Raw genomic sequence first — 18,594 nt, forward strand, 5'->3', positions numbered from 1 at the left:
CGGAATGAAGAGTATTTGCGATTTTAAAGCACTTCCTTATTGAAGCCGGAGCCCGTTATTCCCACATCGATTTGAGCGGCTCCGGCATTCAGCCGGCCGCCTTACGAGGTATCTCACGATGAATCAGTCAGCATTGATTCGGCCGGAGTGGACCCCGGCGACCATCGCGCTCATGGTTCTGGGCTTCGTGGTTTTCTGGCCGCTTGGTCTTGCTATGCTCGCATACATCCTCTTCGGCGATCGCCTGAGAGGCTTCAAACGGGACGTCAACCAGGCAGCCGATGGCATGTTCAGCGGTTTCCGCCGCAACGGCCGTCGTTACCGTCAGCAGTTCAACAGCGAGAACGTCGCTTTTGACGACTGGCGCCAGGCAGAACTCGACCGCCTGGATCAGGAGCGCCGCAGGCTCGACGAGACCCGCGCCGACTTCGACAACTACGTGCGGGAATTGCGCCGCGCCAAGGACCAGGAAGAGTTCGACCGTTTCATGCGTGACCGCACAGCGGCGCGACGCACGGATCAGGGCTCCGGGCAGGAGTTCAGAACCTCCTGACGCATTCGACAGCCGGCATCGCGAGATGCCGGTTTTTCTTTGCAAGACACTGCAGCGAATCATATAAACCGGATCGATGTTTCCGCTTCTTTCAAAAGTCCGCAAGACTGCCCGGACGCCGCCTGTTCCGGAGGTGAGGACGCTCGATCTCGCCGGACGTCAGATGCCGCTGACGATCCGCAAGCACGAGCGCGCCACCCGTATTACCCTGCGCATAGAACCCGGCGGCCGGGCCCTGAAGATGACCGTGCCGCACGGCGTGCCGTCGCGAGAGATCAATGCCTTTCTCGACCGCCACCAGGGCTGGCTCATCACCAAGTTGTCGAAGTTCGAGCCTGATGCGAAGCTGCGCGATGGCAGCGAGATCCTGATCCGTGGAGTGCCCCACCAGGTTGAGCATTCAGGCAGCCTGCGTGGCATCACCGAAATCCTCGAACTGGACGGCGAGCGCATCCTGCGTGTCAGCGGAATGCCGGAGCATGCCGGGCGGCGCATTGCAGCCTTCCTGAAGAAGGAAGCGCGCGCCGATCTGGAGCGCCTGGTGAAACTGCACGCCAGCACCATCCGCGCGGAGGTTGCTTCGATCACCATGAAGGATACGCGCAGCCGCTGGGGCTCCTGTTCGTCGCAGGGCAATCTCAGCTTTTCTTGGCGGATACTGATGGCACCGCCCGAAGTTATCGACTATCTGGCTGCCCACGAGGTGGCGCACCTGAAGGAAATGAACCACGGCCCCCGCTTCTGGGCGCTGTGCAAAAAGCTTTGCCCACACATGGAAGAAGCAAAAGCCTGGCTGAAGCGGCATGGCACCCACCTTCATGCCATCGATTTCGGCTAGCGCGGCAGGCTCTGAAATCCAGCAACTGTCGCGAATGGGCTCGACTCTTTTGCCATTTCGTGTCACTTGCCTGCCATGAAACCCGATATCAAGATTTGCGGATTGAAGACGGCCGAGACGGTCGATCGCGCTGTCGCGCGCGGCGCCACACACATCGGTTTCATCTTCTTTGAAAAAAGCCCGCGCTACATCGATCCCGATCTTGCAGGCGTGCTTGCTGACCGCGTTCGTGGCAAGGCCCTCATCGTCGCCGTGGTGGTCGATCCGGACAATGACGATCTCGATGAGATTATGAACCTGGTTCGGCCCGACGTGCTGCAATTGCATGGCCATGAAAGTCCGGAGCGGGTTCTGACCATCAAGGCCCTCTACGACGTGCTTGTCATGAAGGCCTTTTCCGTGCGGGATGCCGAGGACCTCAGGCGTGTGGAGGCCTACATCGGCATCGCAGATCGCTTCCTGTTCGATGCCAAGGCACCCAAAGGTTCGGAACTGCCCGGCGGAAACGGCGTTGCTTTCGACTGGAGCCTGATGGCGTGGCTTGACGGCCGCGTCGACTACATGCTTTCGGGAGGCCTCAACAAAGACAACGTCGCCCTTGCGCTCGCCTCCACCAAGGCCTCGGGTATCGATATATCGTCCGGTGTGGAAAGTGCGCCGGGCGTCAAGGATCTGACCATGATCGACGAATTTTTCGACGCGGTTGCCTCGGCTCGCATGCCGGCAACAGCCTCAGGGAGTTGACAGTGAACGAGACGCCAAACGTAAATTCCTTCCGCGCCGGGCCAGACGAAGATGGCCGCTTCGGTATCTTCGGTGGACGATTCGTCGCAGAGACGCTGATGCCGCTGATCCTCGCCCTGCAGGCCGAGTGGGAAAATGCCAAGACCGATCCGACCTTCAAGGCCGAGCTCGATTATCTCAACACCCACTATATCGGTCGCCCAAGCCCGTTGTATTTCGCCGAGCGGCTCACAGCCGAGCTTGGCGGCGCGAAGATCTATTTCAAGCGCGACGAACTCAACCACACCGGATCGCACAAGATCAACAATTGCATCGGGCAGATCCTGCTCGCCAAGCGCATGGGCAAGACCCGCATCATCGCAGAAACCGGCGCCGGCCAGCATGGCGTGGCTTCGGCTACCGTTGCTGCTCGCTTCGGGTTGCCCTGCGTTGTCTACATGGGCGCAACCGATGTCGAGCGCCAGGCGCCGAACGTGTTCCGTATGAAGCTGCTCGGTGCCGAGGTCGTTCCCGTCACATCCGGCCACGGTACCCTGAAAGATGCCATGAACGAGGCGCTGCGCGACTGGGTCACCAACGTCGACGACACCTACTATATGATTGGAACTGCGGCCGGACCGCACCCCTATCCGGAAATGGTTCGCGATTTCCAGTCTGTGATGGGCCGCGAAGCCAAGGAACAGATGATGGCCGCAGAAGGCCGCCTGCCGGACATGCTGGTGGCAGCAGTCGGCGGTGGCTCCAATGCGATCGGCCTGTTCCATCCGTTCCTCGATGACAAGAGCGTCCAGATCGTCGGCGTCGAAGCCGGCGGCAAGGGCCTGGAGGGCGAGGAGCACTGTGCGTCGTTGACGGTCGGTTCCCCGGGCGTGCTGCATGGCAACCGCACCTACCTGCTGCAGGACAGGGACGGGCAAATAAAGGAAGGCCACTCGATCTCCGCCGGCCTTGACTATCCCGGCATCGGCCCGGAGCATTCATGGCTGAAGGATATGGGCCGCGTCGAATACGTGCCGATCATGGACACCGAGGCTCTGGCAGCCTTCCAGATGCTGACTCGCCTCGAAGGTATCATCCCGGCACTCGAGCCTGCCCATGCGCTGGCCGAAGTCATCAAGCGTGCGCCGAAGATGGATAAGGACCAGATCATCGTGATGAACCTCTGTGGCCGAGGCGACAAGGATATCTTCACCGTTGGCAAAATTCTCGGCGTGGAGCTCTGACATGACCGCACGGATGGACAAACGCTTCGCCGACCTGAAGACCGAGGGTCGCCCAGCGCTGGTTACCTATTTCATGGCTGGCGACCCAGATTACGAAACGTCGCTCGGCATCATGAGGGCGCTGCCGGAAGCAGGCTCCGACATCATCGAGCTCGGCATGCCTTTCTCGGACCCGATGGCCGATGGTCCGGCAATCCAGATGGCCGGTCAGCGGGCGCTGAAGGCAGGCCAGACGCTGAAGAAGACGCTGCAGCTTGCCGCCGATTTCCGTAAATCCGATGACGCCACGCCGATCGTACTGATGGGCTACTACAACCCGATCTATATTTACGGCGTCGAGAAATTTCTCGATGACGCGCTGGCATCCGGCATCGACGGCCTGATCGTCGTCGACCTACCGCCGGAAATGGATGACGAGCTCTGCATCCCGGCTATCCGCAAGGGCGTTAATTTCATCCGTCTGGCAACACCGACGACGGACGACAAGCGCCTGCCGATGGTGCTTCGCAATACTTCGGGCTTCGTCTACTACGTATCCATGAACGGCATCACCGGCTCGGCTATGGCCGATCCGTCACTTGTCTCGGCTGCCGTCCGCCGTATCAAGAGCCATACCGACCTGCCTGTTTGCGTCGGCTTCGGCGTCAAGACGGCCGAGCATGCGCGGGTCATCGGTGCGGCTGCCGATGGCGTCGTCGTCGGCACTGCGATCGTCAATCAGGTTGCGAATTCGCTGACCGCGGATGGCAAGGCGACTGCCGATACCGTGCAGGCGGTGGCAACCCTTGTTCGTGGTCTTTCAACCGGAACCCGCTCGGCGCGCCTTGTTGCCGCCGAATAGTTCCCCCACATTGGCCTTGGTCAATTCAGTCATTCAGGAGATCTCGATTTGAACTGGATCACGAATTACGTTCGCCCGCGGATCAATTCCATGCTGGGCCGTCGCGATGATATCGCCGAAAATCTCTGGATCAAATGCCCGGAAACCGGAGAAATGGTCTTCCACAAGGATCTGGAAGACAACAAGTGGGTCATTCCTGCTTCCGGCTTCCACATGAAGATGCCGGCAAAGGCCCGCCTGATCGATCTGTTCGACAATGGCGAGTACGAGGCCCTGGTGCAGCCGAAGGTCGCCCAGGATCCGCTGAAGTTCCGTGATTCGAAGAAATACAGCGACCGTCTGAAAGACAGCCGCGTCAAGACCGAGCAGGAAGACACGATTCTCGCCGGGGTCGGCAAGCTGCAGGGACTGAAGATCGTTGCCGTCGTGCACGAGTTCAACTTCATGGGCGGATCGCTCGGTCTCGCTGCCGGCGAGGCGATCGTCAAGGCATTCGAGCGCGCTATTGCCGAGAAATGCCCGCTGGTGATGTTCCCGGCTTCGGGTGGTGCCCGCATGCAGGAAGGCATCCTATCGCTGATGCAGCTGCCGCGCACGACGGTCGCAGTCGACCTCCTCAAGGAAGCAGGCCAGCCCTATATCGTCGTATTGACCAATCCGACGACCGGCGGCGTCACTGCCTCTTATGCGATGCTGGGAGACATTCACCTGGCCGAACCCGGTGCCGAAATCTGCTTCGCCGGCAAGCGCGTCATCGAACAGACGATCCGCGAAAAGCTGCCGGAAGGCTTTCAGACGTCGGAATATCTGCTCGAACACGGCATGGTCGACATGGTCATTAAGCGTCATGATATCCCGGATATGCTGGCACGACTGTTGAAGATCCTGACCAAGCAGCCGGCGACCGCCTCGCTTGAACCGAGCGAGATCGTGCTGCCGATGGCTGTCGGCGCCTGAGTCGACGAAGACCGAAAAGCGGAGGTGCGGAATGGGCTCCATAGATCACTCCACCAAGAGCCAGGCCGAACAGGTGATCGACGAGCTCCTGGGCCTGCACCCCAAGGGCTTCGACCTTTCGCTCGACCGCATCACGCGGCTGCTTGAGCTTCTCGGCAACCCGCAGACCAAACTGCCGCCGGTGATCCATGTCGCCGGCACCAACGGCAAGGGCTCCGTTACAGCGTTCTGCCGGGCGCTGCTCGAAGCGGGCGGCAAAAGCGTTCATGTCCATACGTCACCGCATCTGGTAAACTGGCATGAACGCTATCGCATCGGCGTCAAGGGCGGTCGAGGACAGCTCGTCGACGACGCCGTCTTTGCCGATGCACTGCGCCGCGTCGCTGATGCCAATGCCGGCCAGAAGATCACCGTCTTTGAAATCCTGACCGCAGTCACCTTCCTGCTGTTCTCGGAACAGCCCGCCGATGCGGCGATCATCGAGGTCGGTCTCGGAGGCCGCTTCGATGCGACCAACGTTATCTCCGACCCCGCCGTGTCCGTCATCATGCCGATCTCGCTGGATCATCAGCCTTATCTCGGCGACCGCGTCGAGTTGATTGCCGCTGAGAAGGCGGGGATCATGAAGCGCGGGCTTCCGGTCGTCATCGGCCACCAGCAATATGATGCTGCGCTAGAGGTCTTGACGACGACGGCCGAGAGGCTGCATTGCCCGACGGCAGTATTCGGCCAGGACTTTTCGGCCCATGAGGAATACGGACGGCTGGTCTACCAGGACGAGTTCGGCCTTGCCGATTTATCGCTGCCACGTCTGCCGGGACGCCACCAGCACGCTAACGCTGCTGCCGCCATCCGTGCCGTCAAGGCCGCCGGCTTCATCGTCACTGACGCCATGATGGAAAAGGCGATGACTACGGTCGAATGGCCCGGCCGACTGCAGCGCCTGACTGAAGGCAAGCTCTTCACTCGCGCGCCGAAGGGTGCCGAAATCTGGGTGGACGGAGGGCATAATCCGGGTGCTGGCGAGGTGATTGCCGAGGCGATGGCCGGCTTCGAGGAGCGTCAGGCCCGACCGCTGTTCCTGATCACAGGCATGATCAACACCAAGGATCCGATAGGTTACTTCAAGGCGTTTGCGGGTTTGGCGGAGAAAGTGTTCTGCGTGCCGATCGCCCATAGCGATGCGATGATCGATCCCGTCGTTCTCAGCCATGCGGCCTATGATGCCGGACTGGTCGCCGAGCCGATGTCGTCGGTCGGCGATGCGCTCGACGCAATCATGCGTGCTATGTCCCCGGATACCCTGCCCCCTCGCATCCTGATGGGCGGCTCGCTCTATTTGGTTGGCGAGGTATTGGCCGAAAACGGAACTCCACCGCAATAAAAAAACCCGGACAATGCCGGGCTTTCAACTCTGGTCGCTCTGGCGACGCAATCAGGCGGCGTTGGAAATCCAGCTTGCCAGCGCAGACTTCGGTGCAGCACCAACCTTGATATCGGCAACTTCACCAGCCTTGAAGAGGGCGAGCGTCGGGATCGAGCGGACGCCAAACTTGGCGGCGAGTTCGGGATTTTCATCGATGTTAAGCTTGGCCACCTTGACCTTGCCGGCCATCTCAACGGAAATCTCTTCGAGGCTCGGAGCAATCATCTTGCACGGGCCACACCATTCAGCCCAGAAATCAACCACGACTGGTTCTGCAGAATCTAGAACTTCCGCTTGGAAGTTCGAGTTATCGACTTTCACGGTAGCCATAAAAATGCTCCTTCACCGGAATTAACTGTTGAACCACATGTGATGTTGCGGTGCCGAATTTCAAGCTTTGGTATTTCACTTTGTCATGAGTTCGGCAAGCGCCGATCTGAGAGCTGCCTCCGACAGCGTGTGGACAGTCGCGTTCTCGGAGTAGACCAGCACGCAATCGATGCGCTTGCCCGGATAGAGCGGCGCCAGGATCTCGCGGTATATCGCCAGCTGAGCCTTGTGCGCGAAGGGTATGGCTTCGGCTGTAGCCGGCGGCACGCGATTGGTCTTGTAGTCGAGGATCACCACGCGATCGTCCAGCACCGCCAGCCGGTCGATACGGCCGGAGACCGCATAGGTCTGACGGTCGAGTGCAAGCGTCCCCATAATGGAAACTTCGGCTTGTGCGTGGCTACTGAAAACCCCCAGCAGGTCCTTGTGCGCCATCAGCGCCAAAACTGAGGCGACCAGCGCCTGGCGCTCCGTTGCCGGCCAGAAGCGCGTCGTCCGTTCGGCGTAGCGCGCGGCGGCCTCAGCGCGTTCGGCTGGAGGCAGATCCGGCAGCATCTGCACCATACGGTGGACCAGTCGGCCCTTTTCCAGCGCACGATCGGATGCACCCTTGTCGCCGAACAGCGGGGAAGCGACCGCCAGATTCCCGGCTTCGTCATCGATGATGGTGCCTGCTCCCGACGGGCTCAGCGGACGCGGGAGATGGCGGGGGGACGGAAGCGGTTGCAGCAGGGCAGGCGGCAGCGCCGTTTTGTCCCTTCGTGCCTCCGTCGACACTGCGGTTTCGAGATCTTTTGCCATTCCCCCGACGCGCCAGCGCAGGCCGGTCCAATCGCCGTCAGGTCCGGTGAAAGTGGCCTCAGTACAACGCTCGGGATGTTGTGCGAGGGTGGTCGCGATCATGCTGTGCCAGATGTCGGGGTTCTGTCGCACGCCGCGATAGCCGCAGACGATCAGTCTGTCAGCGGCCCGCGTCATGCCGACATAGAGCAGCCGGCGATATTCCTCCTCTGCCTGGCCCTGGATACGGCTGGCATTGGCCTGGGTCAGCGTGTTGCCGAGCGAACTCAGCGGCAGCCAGGCCGGCATCGGCACTTCTTCGCCGCGCCCCTCCAGCAGCCGCAGCTTCGGCAGATGGCTGGAAGTGAAGGATTTCGAGCCGCCATCGACGAGAAAGACAATCGGCGCCTCCAGCCCCTTGGCGGCATGCACCGTCATGATCCGCACCTCGTTGCGGCCCTTGTCCTGTTCGCGCTTGACGACCGGTGCTTCCAGTTCCAGCGTCGAGACGAAGGATTGCAGGCCGGGCAGCCCGGATGTCTCATGGTCGAGCGCGAATGTCAGGAACTCGTCGAGGATATCGCTGACTTCGCTGCCAAGCCGAGCCAGGAACTGACGCCGACCGCCATGGCTGCCGAGAATTCGCGCAAAGAGATCGTGGACCGAGTAGGTCTTCGACAGTGCCATGAAGAGTTTCAGTCGCTCGACTGCATCGGCAAAGGTATCGTTGCCGTCGGCTGCAAAGGCTTGGAGATGCTGCCAGACGCTGGTGCCATCGCCGCGCAGCGCCGCCACCATGAACACGTCGTCCTCGGAGAGGTCGAAAAGCGGGCTTTTCAGCACCGCCGCCAGCGACAGGTCGTCCTCCGGCAATAGCAGGAAGCGGCCGAGCGCCAGCAGATCCTGGATGGCGATATGGCTGGTCAGCACCAGGCGGTCGGCGCCGGCGACGGCAATGTTGCCACGTTTCTTCAGCGCACGGGTGAGGGCATTGACGAAAGCATCGCGCTTGCGCACCAGCACGAGGATATCACCCGCCTCTATCAGCCGCGTCTTACCCTTGTCGATAATGCTCTCGCGGCCGACCAGTGTATCCATCACATGAGCCATGCGCCGCGCGAGAACTGCGGCCGGCGCGCTTTCAGGCGTCGAATCGAAGGGCGCCGTCCAATCCTCTTCCTTGGCGGCAGGCTCCGGCGCGATCATGTGCCAAAGGTCCACTTCCCCCGGATGACCGATACGACTGGAGCGATGGACGACGGCCTCATCGGTGGCGCTGAGGCCCCTGGCATTGTCCGGCGTCGAAAAAACGTGATCGACGGCTGATAGCACGTCAGATGTCGAGCGGAACGACAGCGGCAGCCGCACCGGCGAAAACGCCTGGCCACTGGCAAGCACGCGACGCCGCGTACGGTCGCTCTCCTCGGAGAAACGCTCCGGTCGCGCGCCCTGGAAGGAATAGATCGACTGCTTCTCGTCTCCGACCGCAAACAGCGTCCGCAGCGTCGGCCGGGCGCTGGCGCCGGAGAAAAAATCTTCCGCCAGAGACTGGATGACACTCCACTGGATCGGGCTGGTATCCTGCGCCTCGTCGACGAGAATATGGTCGATGCCCTGGTCGAGCTTGTAGTGGATCCACGGGCCGACACCGCTGCGCATCAAAAGATCGGCCGTTCGGGTGATCAGGTCCTCGAAATCGAGCTGGCTGCGCTGTTTCTTGAGTTCGGCATAATCGGCGTTCAGCCGGTCGGCAAGCGTCAGGGCGGCGCGTGTAGCGCGGTACATCTGCATGCGTTTCAGCCTGTCCCGGCAGTCCACGACATGGGCGCGCGCCGTCGCGATGGCATCCGTCAGCTCCGGCGCCTCGGCCAGCATTGCCTTAACCACGAACTGGCCATCGGATTTTGGCTCGCCCTTGGCGGTCAGCATGACCTTTTCAAGGATTTCCACACGCTCGTTGGGATCTAGCGCGCGCATGACCAGCCTCAGGCCGTAGGCGATCTCCTGGGCCTTGCTGCCACCCTTGCTGTCCGCGAGCTCAAGATAGCGGTCCAGCATCGCACCTGACAGTCCCCGCAGCGGCCAGAATTGCTGTGCGATGTCGGCTTCCGTCTCGGTCGCCGACAGCCCCAGCCGCTGGCGCATCACCTTATCGAGGCCGCCGCGCTGTTCCGCATCGAGCGCGAAGCGACGGATGGCGTTACGGTGGGCGATGATCTCGCCCAGCAGCGTCTCGAGACCGGATTCGTCCCCGAGATCGAGCACATGGGCAAAGGCCTCCGCCAGAGCAGCATCGTCTTCAGGCGTCGTTGCGGTTAGCAGGGAGCGTCGGGCGTCCGCCAGCAGCGTCGTCGCAGCGCGGTCGTCGAGCACTGAAAAATGACCGGCGACATTGGCTTCGAGCGGAAACTGGTGCAGCAGCGCCTCGCAGAAGGCATGGATGGTCTGGATCTTAAGCCCGCCCGGCGTTTCCAAGGCCTTTGCAAAAAGTCGCCGCGCCTCTGCCAGCTTGAAGACGTCCGGCACAGCTCCCTCGACATCGGTAATGCGCTTGATCAGCGCTTCGTCCGGCAGTGTTGCCCATTCGGCAAGCCGGTCGAAGACGCGGTTCGACATCTCAGATGCTGCTGCCTTGGTGTATGTCAGGCACAGGATCGCCGAAGGCCTCGCGCCGGCCAGCAGCAGCCGGATCACCCGCTGCGTGAGGACATGCGTCTTGCCGGAGCCGGCATTGGCCGAAACCCACGCAGACCGGGTCGGATCGGAGGCCAGCGATTGCTGGACCGTCGTCCAGCCGATCCAGGTGCCGGCGTCGTCGCCTTCCGGAAGCTCTGCCAGTTCACTCATCGTCTGCAGCCTCTTCCGCTTCGGCCGTCGACCATTCCGACACCCGCGCCAGATGGTCGTAATCGCCGCCGAATTCCTGCTGCTGGGCCGGGATCAGCCGCGAGGCGAAACCTTTTTCGCCGGATCGCAGCAGCAAAACGAACTGGCTGAGCTGTTCGATCGATTCGTGGCCGAGATCGAGCGCCGATTTCGGCTGTGTCCGGGCGCTGGCCTTGGCGAGCTCGTTGTTGACCTGATCCTCCCTGAATCGATCGCCCGGCCGTAGGCGAACGTAAAGCAGGTTTTCCGGCGTCAAAGTCCCGACATCGCGAAAGGCACCGGCCTGCAGCGCGTAGGCCTCGAGTGCCAGCTGCGGATCGAGCAGCGCCCGGGCCTGCTGCGGCGTAGGATTGAAGCCGGTCTTGTAGTCGATGATATCGGCCGCTTTGCCGCCCTTCAGGTCGATCCGGTCGGCAACGCCGGTCAGCCGGATGCCGGCGGCTTCGAGATCGACGGCGGCGCGGACTTCGGTAAATGTTTGGCGGATCTGCGGCTGCCGGGTCTTCTCCCAGTTGAGAAAGGCCCGTGCGACCTCGCGAAAGCGCGGGCGCCAGACGGCGTCGATATGCGGCGGCAACTGCTCGGCGTCGAACAGCTCCGTCAGGATGCGCTCCATTGCCTTCAAGGCATCCGGCGCCGTTGCCAGATGGCCCTCGCGGGTGAAGCGATCGACAATCCGGTGATAGAGCGTGCCGCGCTCGGCAGCGCCGGGGTCGCTGTTGAACGGGTTGACTGGGTCGAGCCGGAGGACGCGGCGGGCATAGATCGCGTACGGATCGCGCCTCAGACGTCCGACCTCGCTGAACGAATAGCTTTTCGGCTGCATCGCTGCCGGTGGCTTGGGCGAGGGGCGCTGAGCGGGTGCCTCGCGGTCGCCGGCATCGATCAGCGCTGCCCAGTCGCGAAAGCAGTCGCCGCGCACCTTCAGCTCTTCTGCAAATTCCTTGCCGCCCAGCGCCATAAGCCTTTGCAGCCAACGCGAGGCGACTGTGGGCGTTGAGCCCTGCCGCAACGCTCTAGAGTAGATGAGGTCCGCCGTGCCGTTTGCCATCTCGAAGTCATGGGCCAGCTGGCCGATGCGTCGCTCCGGCGGCTCCAGGCCGATCTCCGTCTTCATCATCCGCGACACGAAGGGGTTGTTGGCCGTCTGTCCGGGCCACGAGCCCTCGTTCAGGCCGCCGAGGATGAGAGTATCGACGCTTTGCAACCGGGCTTCCAGCGTACCGAAGATGAACAGCCTGGGATGGCTGAGCGCCCGGGGTTTGACTGCCTGGCCGGCGGAAAGCGCCATCATGATGTCGATCCACTGCGGGCCATCGGCTTCCATCTGGCCATCGGTCGCCATCACTTCGCGCAGCACGGTCGCCAGCGCATCGCCCGCTTCGGAAGACCAGAGCGCCGCAAGGTCGCCTTTCTCGTCGGCAACCACCGCCTCCAGAGCTCGCCCGGTGCGTTCGGCCCATTCTGACAATGTGAAGCTGGTCGTCAGCCGCCGATCCTCGGGGCGGCGTCGGACCAGGGCGCCAGCCAGCAGTTCGGTCGCGAGCCGCACACGATTGGCAAGTAAGGCCGCCATGTCAGCCGCTTCCGGCGGCAGGCTGTCGCGCCATCTCGGCGCATGGCGATCGTTCTCCTGGTCCGCTAGCCGCTGTTCCAGAAGAGGCTCCAGCGTATTGATGTCGACCTCGCCGACGCCTCCGCGCAGGGCCAGCAACTCCAGCGCGTCGACGGCATGATCCAGCACGGATCGTTCCAGCCCGAAGCTCGTAAGGGGGTGTTTGAGCAGGCTGACGATGGCAACGGGGTCGCCGGGCCTGAGCGTTGCCTCGAGCAGCAGCGTCAACAGGCTGCCTTGCGGTGTGGAGGACAGCGGCGTGCCTGCCGAATCATCGGCGACGATGCCGAAGCGGGCAAGTTCAGCCGTCACTCGACGCGCCAGGTTCCGGTCGGGCGTAATCAGCGCCGCTTGGCTTTCATTGCCGTTACGGCCAGGCTTTTCCAGCGCCAGCCGCAGGGCAATCGCGATGGCCGTCGCCTCTTCGCGCTCGTTCGCAGCCTCGATCAGCGAGACATCGGCGAACGCCGCGCGAAACGCGCCGGGCGGCAGCGTCTTTTGCCAATCTCCCCAGCCGCTCGTAGCCTTGGCTGGCGCCAGCGCACGGGACAGGATTTCGGCACGCCGCTGCAGATCGACCGGCGCCGTCTCTATGGTATCGACCTCGGCGCGCTCCGTTTTCAGTTGCCGCAACAGGTGCGCAAGACCGTACTGTGGATGGCTGCGGCTGGCCGGATCGCGATCGGCAATGCCAGCAATCGGCGCGACCATGGCCCAGTCCTCATCGGACATCGTCTGGTCGAGACCCGGCAATACGATGACGCCTTGCGGCAGGGCAGCGACGGCGGCTATCAGCTCGGCGGTGGCCGGCACGGAACCGGTCGAACCGGCGATGATGATCGGCCCTGTGGGCTGCGCGGTCGCCAGCCGTTTGGCCTCGGCGCGCAGGATGGCATTGCGATGCCGGGCTGGCGAGGACCGGCCAAGTTCGTCCAGGCGGGCCGGCCAGAAGGCGCTGGCGATCTGCAGAAATTCGGCTGTCAATTGCCACCAGAGAGCATGATCCTGGGCATCCAGCGTCGCGAGATCAGCCCAGTCGCGGTCTTCCGTCTCGATCGAATCGATCAGTTCGGCAAGATTGCGCGCAAGCCAGATCGCATCGGCCGGGCTGGCAGGCGCCACCAGCGGTGAATCGGAGTGGATGTCACGGACGATCTGCGGCAGCTTGTTGCGCCAAGCGAGGATCAAGCGGGCCAACTCCAACAGCCGGGCGGTATTCGAGAGTGGCTGCAGCAGGTCGGCGGTGGCTGGCAGGTCCTCGTCGAAATAGCCGCTATCTTCGTCGGTCTCGCCGAGAGGCCGGATCACCGGGAGGATCGCCGATTGGCCGCCGAGCAGATAGACGAAGGCAGAGCGCAGCACGCGGGCTGCGCGTCGCGTCGGCAGATAGATCGTTACCTTGGCAAGGGACAGCGGATCGGCGGGGTCGTGGCGAAAGTGATCGGTCAGCCGCCCGTCGCAGAGCGCTGCTGCAAGCGTTGCAAGGAAGGGCAATCCCGCCGGTATCGTCAGGATGCGCTGCCGTTGCTTCATGATGGCTCGCTTGCGCTGATGCGACGGATCGTTTCTTCTGCAGCTTCTATCGCATCCGGCGTTCCGACCGTCAGCCATTCGCCCTCGAGCACAAGGCCGTAAAGCCTGCTGCTCGCTATGGCCCGGTCGAAATAGAGGTTGAGGTTGAAGGCTTCGTCCGGCGCGTCGTCGAACAGTGCGGGATGCAAGGCAATGGCGCCGGCATAAACCACGGGATTGGGCATTCCCTCGCGGTAGCGCGTTAGGCAACCATCGGCAGCCATGGAGAAATCCTTCTTGCCGTCATGGCCGGTGGTCTTGTCCAGCGGGACGCAGAGCAAGGCCATGTCCATGGTGCCCGCATCGAAGACGTCCGCCAATCGCTCGAGGTTTGTCGGCTCCCCAGGCGTTTCGCCAATCCAGAAAAGGTCGGCGTTCATGACCAGAACCGGGTCGCGGCTGAGCAGCTTCAGGCCTTTGGCAAGACCACCGCCGGAGTTCATCAGGCCTCCGGTCTCGTCGGATACCACGATCTCCAGTCCCTCACGAGCTTGGAGATAGGCTCGCATCTGATCGGGATGATGATGAATATTGATTGCGACCCTGTCCACCCCTGAGGCGACCAGAAGGTCGAGCACATAGTCGAGCATTGGCTTGCCACCGATCTTCACCAGCGGCTTCGGGGTGTGGTCGGTGATCGGGCGCATGCGGGTTCCAAGCCCCGCTGCGAGCACCATGGCCTGTTTGATTGTCATCTGATCCGGTATTTATGATTCGCCTGCGCCTATACCAGCCCTTGCGCACCAATCGCGCAAGGGGGCAAGCGTTTCGTGCTCGAATGCAGCCTGCAGGTAGGTGAGGGTACGCGGCATATGCTGGAGATAGCCCGGCTTTCCATCCCGCTGCTTCAACCTGACCCACAGTCCGGCCAGCTTGCAGTTGCGCTGCGCCGACATGATAGCCCAGCTTTTCAGGAACAACGGCTCGTCGAAGCCTGGCTGGGCGCGACGGAGCGCCAGGTAGTCACCCATCAGTTGCTCGAACAGCGGCCGCTCGATGGTGACGCGGGCGTCCTGTACGAGAGATGCCAGGTCATAGGCCGTCGGCCCGATCATTGCGTCCTGGAAGTCGATCAGGCCGATGCGGCGAATACCGACGTCCTCGCCGCGCCAGATGATGTTCGGGGAATGCAGGTCGCGTAGCAGCAGGCTCTTCTCCGAGGCGGCGAGCTGGTCGATGAGATCGTCCCAGATTGCCAGATATTCTGCGCGTTCCGTGTCGCTGGCAGCTTCGCCGCGTTTCCAGGGCAGGTACCAGTCGAGCAGCAGGCGGGCTTCCATGCCCGTCGCCGTGCGGTCGAAATCCGGAATATGGTGGACATGATCTGAAGTCACCACGATATCCCGGGGCAGGGTAAGCCCGTGCAGCAGTGCCAGGCAGGCAACGCCGGCTTGATATCGCTCCGGGATGGGTCTTCCGTGCGTGTCGAGAACACCATCGGTGCCGAGGTCCTCGATCAGCAGAATGCCTTGCTTGTAGTCGACATGATAGATTTCCGGCGTGGCGAAACCGTTGTCCCGCAGCATGCCCGCGATCGCTACGAAGGGATAAGCGTCTTCGGCAAGGTGCGCGACCTTGGGGTAAGGTTTGCCGTCCAGCACCGGGGGTCCCTCCGGACGGCGTGGCCAGTCCATCAGGATGATGCGATTGCTTCCGTCGGCAGGGTAGATCGATTCATAAGCGCGCATCGACGCATCGCCTGTCAGGAAGCGACGTTCCGCGCCTGCAAGCCCGCTCTCGTCGAGAAACGAGCGGATATTCAACACGCGCCGGATGCGGGCTGCCTGGCCTGGCGGTGCCGATATAGTCGCGCGGCGCCCTTGGCCTTCGGTCTCGAGACGAAGTGTAATACGACTTCCGGGTAATTCCGTCTCCGCCATTTCAGGCCATTCGACCAGGCAGATACCAGCATCGAGCGCTTCGTCGAAACCCAGTTCCACGAGTTCCGTCGGATCGCCCAGACGATAGAGATCGAAATGCGAAACCGGAATGCGCAGCGCATAGGACTGGACAAGCGTGAACGTCGGGCTAGGCACTTCCAGCCCCTCGTCGTCGGCCATCGCCCGCAGAAAAGCGCGTGCCAGCGCCGATTTGCCTGCGCCAAGATCGCCGCTCAGCGCCAGGCAGTCGCCCACCGTAAGCGCGAGCGCCAGATCTTCGCCGAGTTGGCGTGTCGCCGCGTCATCTTGCAGAAAGACCGAGATCGGGGCGTCCATGGACGTCACTCGGCAGCGGCAATCGATTGCGGCACGTCGGCAGACGGAATGCGGCAGCGCACGATGGTTCCCTTGCCGGGCTGGCTGTCGATGGAAACTTGGCCGTTATGCAGGCTGACGAAACTTTCGACGATCGAGAGCCCCAGACCGGCGCCGCTGCGCTTTCCGCCCTTGCCGTTGGACGCGAAGCGTTTGAATACCGTTCCCATCACATCTTCCGGGATGCCCGGGCCCTGATCGGCGACAGAAAACAGGAAGTCGGTGCCGTCACGATGGCATTTCAGCGAAATGACCGAGCCTTCGGGCGCAAAATTGGCGGCATTGTTGAGAAGCTTCAGCAAAATCTGCTTCAGGCGCTGCTGGTCGGCAACGACGCTGCCAAGTTGTGCTGGAACAATGATTTCCAGCGTGACGCCACTCTCCTGCAGCCTGTCCGCGATTTGCAGCGAGACGTCATCCAAAAGGTCATCGAGCAGGATGTTGCTGCAATTGAGCCGCATGATACCAGCATCGACGGTCGCCAGATCGAGAATGTCGTTGACGAGCGTCAGCAGCACCGACGAAGATGTGGCGATATGGTCGATATACTCGGCCTGCCGCTCGCTTAGCGGTCCGATACCGGGCGTTTTCAGGAGGTCGGTGAAGCCGATGATGTTGGTCAGCGGCGAGCGCAGTTCGTAGGACACGTGCTGGACGAAGTCGTTCTTCAGTTCGTCTGCCTTGCGCAGCGCCTCGTTCTTTTCCGTCAAGGCGCGCTCGGCGCGGACGCTGTCCGTCATATTGACGAAAGTCAGCATCGTCTGGGCATTCGGCAGCGGTGTCACCGCATAATCGAGCACCAGCCCAGAGAATAGCTCGAGCGTCCCTTGCGAAGAAGGTCGCTCGTCGTTGAAGCTGGTAATCTGCTCCGCAAAGGATTTCCAGCCATCCGGCTTGTCATAGGAGGCAAGGCAGGCATCGGCCACCATGCGGATATGGGTCCCGGGCTTGGCTTCCGTCTCGCTGATGCCCCATAGCGCGCGGAACGCCGGGTTGGACAGCCGCATGCGACCGTCGGGCCCGAACACCGCCACACCTTCCGAAAGGTGGTCGATGGTCTCGCCCTGGACCTTGACGAGCGTATTGTAGCGTGTTTCGAGATCGACCTGCTCGGTGAGATTTTCGAACACCCAGGTGGCGCCACCCTGGGGATGCGCGGTCGCGAAAACGCGCAGGATCTGGCCGTTCGGCAGATGCCAGAGGTCGGATTGCGTATCCAGCGCCCGGTAGACGGAAAGCACACTTTCCTTCCAAGTCTTCCAGTTCAGCGGTTCCGGCAGCTTCTTGGCAGCGCGCAGCCGGTCCAGCAGTTCACTATTGTCGGGCTTCGATTCCAGGAACGAGATATCGAGTTCCCAGAGCTGCACGAAGGCCTGGTTGTAGAATTGCAGACGACGGTTACCGTCGAAGATGGCAACGGGTGTCGCCAGATGGTCGAGCGTCTCGGCATGGCTCTTCAGCGTGCGCTGTAGTTCGGCGCGGACAGCCTCGGTCTCCGACACGTCGATTGCCATGCCTGCCGAACCGCTGCGGGCGCGCACGTCGACTACGTCGAAAAATGTACGGTTGCCGCGGACGACAGTCGAAATCTTGTCGTGGAAAGGCGAGTCGGGTGTTGCGGAGGCGCGGATGCGTTCGCGGGCGATGGTGCTCAGGAACTCACGACCCTCGCGGATCGCTTCCTCCGGTGAAACAGCTTCCACGGCTTCGCCATAGGCATGATTGACCCATGTCAGCTTGCCGTCTGGATCGCGCTGCCAGACGGGAAGGTCGATGGCATCGAGCAGGTTCTGAAAGGCCGAGATCGACGTCAGCAATCGGTCCCGCTCGATCTTGATTTCAGCCAATTCGGCACGGAGGTTGTTCAGCGCGACAAAGCGCACAAAAGCCCGCCCGCCGGAGATCCGGCCCTGCGCTTCGAGAATTTCGTCGCGGTTGGTCTCGACGACCATGTCGAAGCCTTGGCCGCTGCTGCGCAGCTTGTCGATCGCCTTGTCGAGATCGCCTGCCGACCATGATTTCATCCAGCGCCCGAATGCCAGAAACTCGTTGTCTTGCGGAGCGCCGGTTTCGACAGGAAGCTGACCCAGCAGTTCCGGCCGTGTGTTGGGCCCGTCCCAGATGACAATGCGGCGGTTCTTGTCGGCGATCAGTGCCTGATAGCGGGATATGCGCTGGTTGGCGTCCGACAGTGCCGTGCGGATCTCGCGGCTTTCGGTCTCTAGGTTGCCACGCTGGCGGACGAGCCATAGCGTCGACAACAGAGCGGCAGAGACGACGCCGATCACCACCGAGAAGGTGACCATTTCTGAGGATGTGAACAATCGGGCGGCTACCGGCATCTGCGCCTGGGCCAGCGCCGGGCCTGCGAGTGCAGCGATGGCCGTTCCGGAAGCAAGGAAGGATAATATGGCGACGAAGCGCGACGATTTACGCGGCGCGCGCTGGCGATTGTCATCAGCCGCCCTTGTTTCCTCTTGCCTTGGCAGGACTGGACCGCAGGGTCGCGCGTCAGCCTGCTCTGGCAGGCTTTCGTTCATTTCCATCAGCGGTCTGTCTCCGTCCTGTAATGTG

Annotated in this window: 13 protein-coding genes; 7 read left to right on the forward strand and 6 right to left on the reverse strand. The window is 62.0% G+C overall.

What is annotated here, in order from left to right:
- The first annotated feature begins 118 nt into the window (after window positions 1–118).
- The 7 genes from J5274_RS03510 (at window position 119) to J5274_RS03540 (ending at window position 6,540) form a co-directional block, all read left to right on the forward strand.
- A complete protein-coding gene (locus tag J5274_RS03510; protein ID WP_142828691.1) occupies window positions 119–553 on the forward strand; it encodes a DUF2852 domain-containing protein in 435 nt (144 codons plus the stop codon).
- A gap of 76 nt (window positions 554–629) precedes the next feature.
- Window positions 630–1,391, forward strand: a complete 762-nt coding sequence (locus J5274_RS03515) for a M48 family metallopeptidase (protein WP_142828689.1) — start codon at window positions 630–632, stop codon at window positions 1,389–1,391.
- Window positions 1,392–1,466: 75 nt separating this feature from the next.
- The gene (locus tag J5274_RS03520) at window positions 1,467–2,135 is read left to right on the forward strand and encodes a phosphoribosylanthranilate isomerase (RefSeq protein WP_143123323.1); all 669 of its coding nucleotides are present in this window, start codon (window positions 1,467–1,469) and stop codon (window positions 2,133–2,135) included.
- Window positions 2,136–2,137: 2 nt separating this feature from the next.
- Window positions 2,138–3,358, forward strand: coding sequence for a tryptophan synthase subunit beta (gene trpB / locus J5274_RS03525; RefSeq protein ID WP_142828685.1), 1,221 nt, complete (start codon window positions 2,138–2,140; stop codon window positions 3,356–3,358).
- Between the two features lies 1 nt (window position 3,359).
- The gene (trpA, locus tag J5274_RS03530; RefSeq protein WP_142828683.1) at window positions 3,360–4,199 is read left to right on the forward strand and encodes a tryptophan synthase subunit alpha; all 840 of its coding nucleotides are present in this window, start codon (window positions 3,360–3,362) and stop codon (window positions 4,197–4,199) included.
- Window positions 4,200–4,247: 48 nt separating this feature from the next.
- On the forward strand, window positions 4,248–5,156 hold the full coding sequence (gene accD / locus J5274_RS03535) for an acetyl-CoA carboxylase, carboxyltransferase subunit beta (RefSeq protein ID WP_142828681.1): 909 nt from the start codon (window positions 4,248–4,250) through the stop codon (window positions 5,154–5,156).
- A 31-nt stretch (window positions 5,157–5,187) separates the two neighbouring features.
- Window positions 5,188–6,540: a folylpolyglutamate synthase/dihydrofolate synthase family protein gene (locus J5274_RS03540; protein ID WP_142828679.1), complete on the forward strand. Its 1,353-nt coding sequence runs from the start codon at window positions 5,188–5,190 to the stop codon at window positions 6,538–6,540.
- Window positions 6,541–6,591: 51 nt separating this feature from the next.
- On the opposite strand, the gene trxA is transcribed toward J5274_RS03540, so the two are convergent.
- The 6 genes from trxA to J5274_RS03570 form a co-directional block, all read right to left on the reverse strand.
- The gene (gene trxA, locus J5274_RS03545; protein WP_111222142.1) at window positions 6,592–6,912 is read right to left on the reverse strand and encodes a thioredoxin; all 321 of its coding nucleotides are present in this window, start codon (window positions 6,910–6,912) and stop codon (window positions 6,592–6,594) included.
- Window positions 6,913–6,987: 75 nt separating this feature from the next.
- Entirely contained in the window at window positions 6,988–10,539 is a 3,552-nt protein-coding gene (addA, locus tag J5274_RS03550; RefSeq protein WP_142828677.1) for a double-strand break repair helicase AddA, read from the reverse strand.
- Entirely contained in the window at window positions 10,532–13,726 is a 3,195-nt protein-coding gene (gene addB, locus J5274_RS03555) for a double-strand break repair protein AddB (protein WP_142828675.1), read from the reverse strand. The genes addA and addB overlap by 8 nt, the downstream gene beginning before the upstream one ends.
- Complete coding sequence (locus tag J5274_RS03560; protein ID WP_142828673.1) at window positions 13,723–14,460, reverse strand: nucleotidyltransferase family protein; 738 nt, start codon at window positions 14,458–14,460, stop codon at window positions 13,723–13,725. The genes addB and J5274_RS03560 overlap by 4 nt, the downstream gene beginning before the upstream one ends.
- A 12-nt stretch (window positions 14,461–14,472) precedes the next feature.
- The gene (gene tsaE, locus J5274_RS03565) at window positions 14,473–15,981 is read right to left on the reverse strand and encodes a tRNA (adenosine(37)-N6)-threonylcarbamoyltransferase complex ATPase subunit type 1 TsaE (RefSeq protein WP_263431741.1); all 1,509 of its coding nucleotides are present in this window, start codon (window positions 15,979–15,981) and stop codon (window positions 14,473–14,475) included.
- Window positions 15,982–15,986: 5 nt separating this feature from the next.
- Window positions 15,987–18,566: an ATP-binding protein gene (locus J5274_RS03570; protein WP_374113732.1), complete on the reverse strand. Its 2,580-nt coding sequence runs from the start codon at window positions 18,564–18,566 to the stop codon at window positions 15,987–15,989.
- Between the last annotated feature and the right edge of the window lie 28 nt (window positions 18,567–18,594).

The sequence above is a fragment of the Rhizobium sp. L51/94 genome, from assembly GCF_019355555.1.
Classification (GTDB): domain Bacteria; phylum Pseudomonadota; class Alphaproteobacteria; order Rhizobiales; family Rhizobiaceae; genus Rhizobium; species Rhizobium rhododendri.

Excerpts from the sequence above, each read along its gene's own strand:
- J5274_RS03510 (WP_142828691.1), top strand. The coding sequence starts at position 119 with ATGAATCAGTCAGCATTGATTCGGCCGGAGTGGACCCCGGCGACCATC.
- J5274_RS03515 (WP_142828689.1), top strand. The coding sequence starts at position 630 with ATGTTTCCGCTTCTTTCAAAAGTCCGCAAGACTGCCCGGACGCCGCCT.
- J5274_RS03520 (WP_143123323.1), top strand. The coding sequence starts at position 1,467 with ATGAAACCCGATATCAAGATTTGCGGATTGAAGACGGCCGAGACGGTC.
- trpA (WP_142828683.1), top strand. The coding sequence starts at position 3,360 with ATGACCGCACGGATGGACAAACGCTTCGCCGACCTGAAGACCGAGGGT.
- J5274_RS03540 (WP_142828679.1), top strand. The coding sequence starts at position 5,188 with ATGGGCTCCATAGATCACTCCACCAAGAGCCAGGCCGAACAGGTGATC.
- trxA (WP_111222142.1), bottom strand. The coding sequence starts at position 6,912 with ATGGCTACCGTGAAAGTCGATAACTCGAACTTCCAAGCGGAAGTTCTA.
- addA (WP_142828677.1), bottom strand. The coding sequence starts at position 10,539 with ATGAGTGAACTGGCAGAGCTTCCGGAAGGCGACGACGCCGGCACCTGG.
- addB (WP_142828675.1), bottom strand. The coding sequence starts at position 13,726 with ATGAAGCAACGGCAGCGCATCCTGACGATACCGGCGGGATTGCCCTTC.
- J5274_RS03560 (WP_142828673.1), bottom strand. The coding sequence starts at position 14,460 with ATGACAATCAAACAGGCCATGGTGCTCGCAGCGGGGCTTGGAACCCGC.
- tsaE (WP_263431741.1), bottom strand. The coding sequence starts at position 15,981 with ATGGACGCCCCGATCTCGGTCTTTCTGCAAGATGACGCGGCGACACGC.
- J5274_RS03570 (WP_374113732.1), bottom strand. The coding sequence starts at position 18,566 with ATGGAAATGAACGAAAGCCTGCCAGAGCAGGCTGACGCGCGACCCTGC.